Annotated in this window: 9 protein-coding genes and 1 pseudogene; 6 read left to right on the top strand and 4 right to left on the bottom strand. The window is 66.9% G+C overall.

Translation table 11 applies throughout. From position 1 onward, the window contains the following. Window positions 1-1,178 (bottom strand): fumarate hydratase (locus QMX85_RS22775; RefSeq protein ID WP_282344747.1); only part of this gene is annotated, 1,178 nt, incomplete at its 3' end. A 217-nt stretch (window positions 1,179-1,395) separates the two neighbouring features. Here QMX85_RS22775 and QMX85_RS22770 point away from each other — a divergent pair. The 3 genes from QMX85_RS22770 (at window position 1,396) to QMX85_RS22760 (ending at window position 4,289) form a co-directional block, all read left to right on the top strand. Further along, the gene (locus QMX85_RS22770; RefSeq protein WP_282344745.1) at window positions 1,396-2,520 is read left to right on the top strand and encodes a GGDEF domain-containing protein; all 1,125 of its coding nucleotides are present in this window, start codon (window positions 1,396-1,398) and stop codon (window positions 2,518-2,520) included. Further along, window positions 2,507-3,442 carry an iron-sulfur-binding ferredoxin reductase gene (locus QMX85_RS22765; RefSeq protein WP_282344743.1) on the top strand — a complete coding sequence of 312 codons (936 nt, stop codon included), beginning with the start codon at window positions 2,507-2,509 and terminating at the stop codon, window positions 3,440-3,442. Before QMX85_RS22770 ends, QMX85_RS22765 begins: the two co-directional genes overlap by 14 nt. Before the next feature lie 73 nt (window positions 3,443-3,515). Next, the gene (locus QMX85_RS22760; RefSeq protein WP_282344741.1) at window positions 3,516-4,289 is read left to right on the top strand and encodes an enoyl-CoA hydratase-related protein; all 774 of its coding nucleotides are present in this window, start codon (window positions 3,516-3,518) and stop codon (window positions 4,287-4,289) included. A gap of 60 nt (window positions 4,290-4,349) precedes the next feature. Here the strand turns inward: QMX85_RS22760 and pyk are convergent, their stop codons facing one another. Beyond that, window positions 4,350-5,801 (bottom strand): pyruvate kinase, encoded by a 1,452-nt coding sequence (pyk, locus tag QMX85_RS22755; RefSeq protein WP_282344739.1) that lies wholly within the window; start codon window positions 5,799-5,801, stop codon window positions 4,350-4,352. Between the two features lie 170 nt (window positions 5,802-5,971). Here pyk and QMX85_RS22750 point away from each other — a divergent pair, with 170 nt between their 5' ends. From QMX85_RS22750 to QMX85_RS22740, 3 genes are all read left to right on the top strand, one after another. Continuing rightward, complete coding sequence (locus tag QMX85_RS22750) at window positions 5,972-6,352, top strand: tetratricopeptide repeat protein (RefSeq protein WP_273233864.1); 381 nt, start codon at window positions 5,972-5,974, stop codon at window positions 6,350-6,352. A gap of 29 nt (window positions 6,353-6,381) precedes the next feature. Continuing rightward, the gene (locus tag QMX85_RS22745) at window positions 6,382-6,804 is read left to right on the top strand and encodes a DUF4124 domain-containing protein (RefSeq protein ID WP_282344735.1); all 423 of its coding nucleotides are present in this window, start codon (window positions 6,382-6,384) and stop codon (window positions 6,802-6,804) included. Window positions 6,805-6,866: 62 nt separating this feature from the next. Next, entirely contained in the window at window positions 6,867-7,229 is a 363-nt protein-coding gene (locus tag QMX85_RS22740; RefSeq protein WP_090231704.1) for a PilZ domain-containing protein, read from the top strand. Window positions 7,230-7,265: 36 nt separating this feature from the next. Here the strand turns inward: QMX85_RS22740 and QMX85_RS22735 are convergent, their stop codons facing one another. Both QMX85_RS22735 and QMX85_RS22730 read right to left on the bottom strand, forming a co-directional pair. Beyond that, window positions 7,266-8,597 carry a DUF58 domain-containing protein gene (locus tag QMX85_RS22735; protein WP_282344731.1) on the bottom strand — a complete coding sequence of 444 codons (1,332 nt, stop codon included), beginning with the start codon at window positions 8,595-8,597 and terminating at the stop codon, window positions 7,266-7,268. Between the two features lie 10 nt (window positions 8,598-8,607). Next, window positions 8,608-8,848, bottom strand: a pseudogene (locus QMX85_RS22730) (AAA family ATPase); the annotation flags it as partial.

Here is an 8,848-nt window from a genome sequence, read left to right as displayed (position 1 = left end):
GTGGTCGGGCCTGCCGGGCCGACCACTTCGTCACCGACCGGATCGACCGGGCCGACGTAATAGATGAAGCGCCCCTTGAGGTCCACCGGCAGTTGCTCGCCTTTGTTGAGCATGTCGACCATGCGCTTGTGCGCGGCGTCGCGGCCGGTGAGCATCTTGCCGTTGAGCAGCACGGTTTCGCCCGGCTTCCAGCTCTGCACTTCCTCGGGCGTAAGGGTGTCGAGGTTGACCCGGCGCGCGCTCGGGCCGGCTTCCCAGACGATTTCCGGGTAGGCGTCCAGCGACGGCGCTTCCAGCTCTGCCGGGCCGGAGCCGTCGAGAATGAAGTGGGCGTGACGGGTAGCGGCGCAGTTGGGGATCATGCACACCGGCAAGGACGCGGCGTGGGTCGGGTAATCCATGATCTTCACGTCGAGCACGGTGGTCAGGCCGCCCAGGCCCTGGGCGCCGATGCCCAGCTGGTTGACCTTCTCGAACAGCTCCAAGCGCATCTCTTCGATCTTGTTCTGCGGGCCGCGGGCTTTCAGCTCGTGGATGTCGATCTCGTCCATCAGGACTTCCTTCGCCATCACCGCCGCCTTTTCCGCGGTGCCGCCGATGCCGATGCCGAGCATCCCCGGCGGACACCAGCCTGCACCCATGGTCGGCACGGTCTTCAGGACCCAGTCTACGATGGAGTCGGACGGGTTGAGCATGGCCATCTTCGACTTGTTCTCGGAGCCGCCGCCCTTGGCCGCCACGTCAACTTCCACGGTGTTGCCGGGAACGATGGAGTAGTGGATGACCGCCGGGGTGTTGTCCTTGGTGTTCTTCCGGGCGCCTGCCGGGTCGGCAAGGATGGAGGCACGCAGGACGTTTTCCGGCAGGTTGTAGGCGCGCCGCACGCCCTCGTTGATCATGTCGTCGAGGCTCAGGGTGGCGCCATCCCAGCGCACGTCCATGCCGACCTTGACGAAAACGGTGACGATGCCGGTGTCCTGGCAGATCGGACGATGCCCCGTGGCGCACATGCGCGAGTTGATCAGAATCTGCGCCATCGAGTCGCGGGCAGCCGGCGACTCTTCGCGCAGGTACGCCTCGTGCATGGCTTGGATGAAGTCGACGGGGTGGTAATAGGAAATGAACTGCAAAGCGTCGGCAACGCTCTGTATCAGGTCGTCTTGCTTGATCAGGGTCACGGGGCGCGCTCCTCTATGAACGTCGGGAACATCATTGTGGCGCCGGCCTGCATGCTGGCGCGCGGGTGCGGTGCAAAGGGCGCGGCAGTATACCGCGCACGTCCGGCTGTCGACAGTCGCTATCGCCCCTGGCCTTCGCTGCCGTCGCTAGGCAAGGCTTGGGATGGAGAGGTACATTGGCGGCCACTTGCCAGTATGGGATGGAGCCCGTGAGCAGATGACTTCCGAGTCCAAGTGGTATGATTTACAAGGGCTTTTTCTTCGGCGATTCGGAATCGCCGCAGCCACCTACGGCCTGGTTCTGGCGCTGACCTGGCTGGGCATGGGCCTCGGGCTGTACCGCTCATCGATGACCGTGCTGGTGGTCAGCTCGCTGTTGGTGATCCTCAGCCAGTTCGCCTTTTTCCTGCTATTCCGCCTTGACCTGAACCGTCGCTTCGATGACCCGAGCCTCACCGAGACCCAAGTCCTGGTGGCCACGGCCTGGCATACCTTCTTTATCTTCCAGATGGCGGAGGGTCGCGGCACGCTGCTGGTGTTCTACGTCGTGATTCTGCTGTTCGGTATCTTCCAGCTGCGCCCGCTGCGCTTCGTCGGCTGCGCCGTGTTCGCATTCCTCTGTTTCGCCGGGATGACCGGGCTCGAGGTCTATCTCGCCGGTGGCGCTCTGTCGTCGTCGATGGTGCTGCAGCTGTGCGTGCTGTTCCTGGTGTTCGGCTGGTTGAGCCTGATCGCCAACTACGTGCAGCAGTTGCGCGAGCGCATGCGCCAGCGGCGCTTCGCCCTGCAAGCGCACCAGGACACGCTGCGCGGGATGATGCGTCAGCTGGAGAACCTGGCGTCCACCGATGAACTCACCAGCCTCTACAACCGCCGGCATTTCCTGCGTCTTGCCGATCGCGAGCTGAGCAACCTGTCCGCCGGCCGCCAGCATGGCATGGCGCTGATCGACCTCGATCACTTCAAGCGCATCAACGACCAGCACGGCCACGCCGTGGGCGACCGGGTGCTGCAGCAGTTCGCCAGCATGGCCCGCGCCAGCCTGCGGGATCGCGATGTGCTGGCCCGCTATGGTGGCGAGGAGTTCGTGCTGCTGCTGCCCAACAGCGATGCCGACCAGGTTCTGCTGTGCTGCGAGCGCCTGCGCGACGGGTTCTCGCGCATCGAACTGGCCGATGCCGACGTCAGGGGCCTGAGCCTGTCCATCGGCATGACCCTGCTGCAGCCTGGCGATGAACTGGACGACGCGTTGCAGCGTGCCGATCAGGCGCTCTACCGGGCCAAGCGCGGCGGTCGCAACCGTTGCGAGGCGAACTGGGCGCGCGTCGATGCCACGTCTTGAGGTCCGCGACCGGCACTGGTCGGTGGCGGCGGGGAGCAACCTGCTCGATGCCCTGAACAGCGCCGGAGTCCGCGTGCCCTACAGCTGCCGCGCAGGCAGTTGCCATGCCTGCATGGTGCGCTGCGTCGCCGGCGAGGTGGAGGATGCGTTGCCCGGCGCGCTGGATGACGTCCGCCGCGCGGCGGGCTGGCGGCTGTCGTGTCAGTGCCGGGTGGTCGGTGACTTGCGTGTCGAAGTGTTCGATCCCGCCGTCGACGCGGTAGCCGCTCAGGTGCAGCAGGTCGACTGGCGCCCGGCGGATGTGCTTCGCCTGCGCCTGCAGCCTGCGCGTCCCTTGGCTTATCAGCCCGGGCAGCATGTCCAGCTGTTCGCCGCCGACGGCACCTCGCGACCCTATTCCTTCGCCAGCCTGCCGGGCGACGGCGGGCTGGAGTTTCACCTGGATTGCCGCGAGCCGGGAGCCTTCAGTGATGCGGCGCGCACCCTGCGGGTTGGCGATGCGCTGCGCATCGGCGAGGTGCGCGGGGGAGCCCTGCACTACGACCCGGACTGGAGCGAACGTCCGTTGCTCATCCTGGCCAGCGGCACGGGGCTCGCGCCGCTCTGGAGCGTGTTGCGCGAAGCCCTGCGCCAGGGGCACACGGGCCCGATCAAGCTGGTCCACCTGGCCCGGGACGTCCACGCCCACTACCTGGCGCAGGAGCTTGGCGAGCTCGCCGCCGAGCATCCGCAGCTGAGCGTCGAGCTGGTCACGGCGGCCGAGTTGCCGCGTGTTTTGGCCGGATTCCGCCTTGTTCCGCGGCGAACCGTCGCCTTACTCTGCGGCCAGCCTGCGCGCGTGGAGGAATTCGCCCGAGCGCTTTACCTGGCCGGCATTCCCCGTTCCAACCTGCTGGCCGACGTCTTCCTGCCACGTGCCTGAAGGGCCCGTCGAACGCTGACCGTCCTTCCACCGTCGACGGGGATTCGAGGGGCCTTCGCCACCCGGAGCCACCATGTCCGATCACGTTCTTGCCGACCGCAATTCGGGATTGCTGAGCCTGCAGCTCAATCGCCCCGACAAGAAGAATGCGCTGACCCGCGCGATGTATTCGCGCCTGGCCGAAGAACTCGAGGCCGCGGATGCCGACCCGGCGATTCGTGCGGTGCTGATTTCCGGGGGCGAGGCCTGCTTCACCAGCGGCAACGACCTCGCCGATTTCATCCAGGCACCGCCGAGCGGCCTGGACAGCGCGGTGTTCAGTTTCATGAGTGCGCTCTTCGAGCTGAAGAAGCCGGTGGTCGCCGCGGTCGCCGGGCCGGCCGTTGGCATCGGCACCACGCTGCTGCTGCACTGCGATTTGGTCTACGTCAGCCGCGATGCGATGTTGCGCATGCCCTTCGTCAACCTGGGTCTGTGCCCGGAATACGGCTCCAGCCTGATTCTCCCGCGCCTGCTCGGGCACGCCCGGGCGACGCAACTGCTGATGCTCGGCGAGAGCTTCAGCGGCGAGCAGGCGGCCCAGTGGGGCATCGCCAACGAAGCGCTGGGCAGCGGGCAGGCAGCGCTGGACAAAGCCCGGGAAATGGCGCTGCGCTTCGGCCAACTGGCCCCTTCGGCGGTGGCCGACGCCAAACGGCTGATGCGCGCGCCGGGGCGTGAGGAACTGCGTCGGGTGATTGAGGAAGAGGGCGCGCTGTTCGGTCAGCGGCTGCGCTCGCCCGAAGCCGCCGAGGCCTTGAGCGCCTTCATGCAACGCCGCGAGCCCGATTTTTCGCGCTTCGCCTGATCTCGCCCGGACATGAAAAAGCCGCTCATCGAGCGGCTTTTTCGTTCCTGCGCGCGGGCGTCAAACCAGCGCTTCACCGACGTGCAGCAGCTTCATCGTGTTGGTGCCGCCGATGGTGTGGTAGCTGTCGCCCTTGGTCAGCAGCACCCAGTCGCCCTGTTCCACCAGGCCGCGTTGCAGCAGTTCGTTGACCGCTGCCTGGCTAAGGCTTTCGGTGCGTGGCGTGGTGGGGTCGAAGGGGATGGTGTAGACGCCGCGGAACAGCGCCACCCGTGCCTGGGTTTCCCGGCTCGGGCAGAAGGCGAAGATCGGCACCGCGGAGCGGATGCGCGACATGATCAGCGGGGTGAAACCGCTTTCCGTGAGGCTGATGATCGCCTTCACGCCGGGGAAGTGGTTGGCGGTGAACATCGCCGCCAGGGCGATGCTTTCGTCGCAGCGGCTGAAGGTGTGACCCAGGCGATGGCTGGACTTCTGGCTGGTCGGCTGCTTCTCGGCGCCCAGGCAGATGCGCGCCATCGCCTTCACCGCTTCCACCGGGTAGGAGCCGGCGGCGCTCTCGGCGGAGAGCATCACCGCGTCGGTATAGTCGAGCACGGCGTTGGCCACGTCGGAGACTTCCGCGCGGGTCGGCATCGGGCTGGAGATCATCGATTCCATCATCTGCGTGGCGGTGATCACCGCCTTGTTGAAGCGGCGCGCGTGCAGGATGATTTTCTTCTGGATGCCGACCAGTTCGGCGTCGCCGACTTCCACGCCGAGGTCGCCACGGGCGACCATCACCGCGTCGCTGGCGCGGATCAGTGCGTCCAGGGTCTCGTCGTCGGCTACTGCTTCGGCGCGTTCGATCTTCGCCACCAGCCAGGCGGTACCGCCGGATTCGTCGCGCAGCCTGCGGGCGTATTCCATGTCCGCCGCGTCACGCGGGAAGGATACGGCAAGGTAGTCCAGGTCCATTTCCGCCGCCAGCTTGATGTCGGCCTTGTCCTTCTCGGTCAGGGCCGGGGCGGTCAGGCCGCCACCGCGACGGTTGATGCCCTTGTGGTCGGACAGCGGGCCGCCGATCAGAACGCGGCAGTGCAGTTCCTCGTCGTTCTTGCCTTCCACGCGCATGACCACGCGGCCGTCGTCGAGCAGCAGCTCGTCGCCGATATCGCAGTCCTTGACCAGGTCCGGGTAGTCGATGCCGACCACCTCTTGGGTTCCGGCGTCGCGCGGGAAGGTGACGGAGAAGCGGAAGCTGTCGCCTTCCTTGAGCTCGATGCGCTTGTTGGCGAACTTGGCGATGCGGATCTTCGGCCCCTGGAGGTCACCGAGCAGGGCGACAAAACGACCGTGCCGGGCGGCGATGCTGCGGATCAACGCGGCCCGCGCCTTGTGCTCGTCGGGCGTGCCGTGGGAGAAGTTCAGGCGGGCGACGTCGAGGCCGGCGAGAATCAGCTGTTCGATCACTTCCGGCGAGTTGCTGGCCGGGCCGAGGGTGGCGACGATCTTGGTGCGGCGCGAGGTCATGCAGTAGCTCCGTGGTTCAGGCAAGTTTCGAGGCTACTATGCCGGGGCGGTGTAGTCATTGTTCGCGTGCACTACGTCGCCCGCGTCTGGCAACCGACGAAATGATGCGGCGCATTCCCTGCAGAAATCCCCCGCCACGCCGATACGCTGCCCATCGGAGGAGATTGCCCATGAGATGTCTGATCGCCCTGGCGTTGCTTGCCGGAGTCGCGGGTTGCACCCGCTTTACCCTGGACCACCATCTGAACAACGCGTACCGCGCCTACGACGAGGGCGACTGCGAGCAGGTCATGCTCGAGTTGTCCCAGGCCGAGCGCAAGAGCCGCTCGCGCAACTACCTGCAGCCGGAGATATCCCTGCTGCGCGGGCAGTGCCTGGAGCGCCAGAGCCTGTTCGTCGATGCGGCGCAGACCTACCAGTTCATCATCAGCCGCTACCCGACCAGCGAATACGCCTATCGGGCGCGGGCACGGCTGGAAACCCTCGACCAGTTGGGTCAAGCTCGGCCGGCGGTGCCCGCCAAGCCGATTCCGGCACCGCCGCCGCATTGATCCTTTTGGCCCGTAACGGATGACCGAGCATGCGCCACTGGTGGCTTGTCCTGATCCTGCTGCCTCTGCTCGCCACCGCGGAGATCTACCGCTGGACGGACGCGAAGGGCACGCTGAATTACGGGGAGCGGCCGCCGGCTGGCGCGCAAAAGGTCGATGTGCGCCCGCAGGCGATCGAGCGCGACGCCGCCACACAGGCGCGTGAAGAACGCACCGAGCGCTTCTTCGGGGCACGCCGCGAGGAGCAGGCGAAGAAGGCCGTCGAGGCGCAACAGAAACAGTCGAGCCGCAGCGAGCGCTGCCGCGCGCTGCGCGGTAACCTCGGTGCGCTGAACAGCGGCAGGAGGCTCTACTACCGCGACGATAAAGGAGAGCGGGTGTTCTACAGCGACGAGCAATTGAATACCGCCCGTCGCAAAATCGACGCGCGGCTGGCAGCGGACTGCGCCTGACGGCTGTTCAGCGACCGTGAACTCGGACCATACTCGACCCACATTCATAGCGATAAGCCATCATGCGTCTACCGTCTCGAATCGAGCGCCATCAGTTGCCGTACTACCTGAAGGTGTTCAACCGGCATACCGATAAACCGATGGGCTACCTGGGCAACGTCTCGGTCGATGGGCTGATGCTCATCAGCGAGTGGCCGATGCTGACCGATGCGCGCTTCGACATGCGCCTGAAGATTCCCGGCCAGGACGGGCAGATTCATTTCGTCGACTTCTATGCGACCTGCCAGTGGAGCCAGGAAGACGCCACGCCGGGAAGCTACGATTCGGGCTTTTCCCTGGTGGCGCCGCCGGCCGAGTATGTCGAGCTGGTCCAGGTGCTGCGCCAGTACTTCGCTTTCAGCCCCAAGGTGACGTCGCCGCAGTGACGCCCCACGCGCCCACGGATGGGCGCCATCCCCGCTCTACAGAACGCCCGCCTTTTTCCACGCCAGATACCGCCCGACCAGTTCCGGACCGAGTTCGCCCGGGCGCGCGTCGAGGATCGGCAGTCCGTTGGCGGCCAGACGATCATGCAGCCCGCCACGGGCATTCAGGTAGTTGAGCGTGCCGCAGTAGGCGAGGGCATCGTCGTAGCCCCGAACCGGTGTCTGCCGGAGGCGATCGAGCACCTCCTCGCGCAGGCTGGCGACCAGCACCCGATGCTGGCGACCGAGGCGCTTGAGCGCGCCGAGCAGTTCCTCGTCGTCCTCGTCGCGCAGGTTGCTGACCAGCACCACCAGGGCGCGGCGGCGCTGGCGGGCGAGCAACTGGCTGACCGCCGCCGCATAGTCCGCCGGGCGCTGGCTGCTGGCGAGGTCGTACACCGCGTTGAGCAGCACGCTGAGTTGCGCATGGCCCTTGGCCGGCGCGACGTGGCGATCGTGCTCGCTGGCGAAGGTCGCCAGGCCCACCGCGTCGCCCTGGCGCAGCGCCACGTAGCTGAGCAGCAGGCAGGCGTTCAGCGCGTGATCGAAGTGCGCCAGCTCGTCATCCTGGCTGCGCATGCGCCTACCGCAGTCGAGCAGGAAGATGATCTGTTGGTCACGCTCGTCCTGGTATTCACGGGCAATCGGCATGCGCTTGCGCGCGGTGGCTTTCCAGTCGATCTGCCGCAGGGTGTCGCCGTCGCGGAATTCGCGCAGCTGGTGGAACTCCTGCCCGAGGCCGCGCCGCGGGCGCTGGCGAACGCCGAGCTGGCTCAGCCAGTCGTCCACCGCCATCAGTTGGGCGCCGTAGAGACGGGCGAAATCCGGGTAGACACGGGTCTCGCCGGGCAGCGCCAGCAGGCGCCGGGCGCGCCACAGGCCGAGCGGGCTGGGCACGCCAAGCTCGCAGCGGACGAAGCTGAAATGCCCGCGTACCCGTGGGCGCAGGCGATAGCCGAATGAGATGATTTCGCCCGGGCGCAGCTCGACGGACTGCGGCAGCGCCTCGAAGGCCAGTCCGTCCGGCACGTGATCGAAGACCTCGACCCGCAGCGGCCGCGCATGATCGTGCGCCAGTTCCAAACGCACTTCCTCGCTGCGGCCCAAGGGCAGCTTGCCCGGCAGACGCCGTTGCAGGCGCGGCGAAGGGATGCGGCGCAGGCGCCAGGCATCGACCGCGGCGAAGGCGCACAGCGCCAGCAACGCGCCCCACCAGAGCCGATGCAGCGACGCCGGCACGCCCACGCCAAGCGCATCCAGCGCGCCGAGCAGCAGGGCGGCGGCGAAGAGCGTGGCGACGAGCGCCAGCAGCCTGCGCGAAGGTTTCATCGTGAGGTGCTCATAGGCGCGGGGCCGGAACCTGTTCGAGCAGTTGCAGGAGGACCTGATCGACCGACAACCCTTCGATCTCCAGCTCCGGCGACAGCCGCACGCGGTGGCGCAGCACGGCCAGGGCGCAGCCCTTCACATCGTCCGGAATGACGAACTCGCCGCCGCGCAGCAGCGCGCGGGCTCGCGCGCCGCGCACCAGCGCGAGCGAGGCGCGCGGCCCGGCGCCCAGGCTCAGGCCCGGCCAGTTG

The sequence above is a fragment of the Pseudomonas sp. PS02288 genome (assembly GCF_029959715.1).
GTDB classification, from domain to species: Bacteria; Pseudomonadota; Gammaproteobacteria; order Pseudomonadales; family Pseudomonadaceae; genus Pseudomonas_O; species Pseudomonas_O kuykendallii.
The sequence above is the reverse complement of the archived record's forward strand: the minus strand, read 5'-3'. Positions and strand labels throughout refer to the sequence as shown.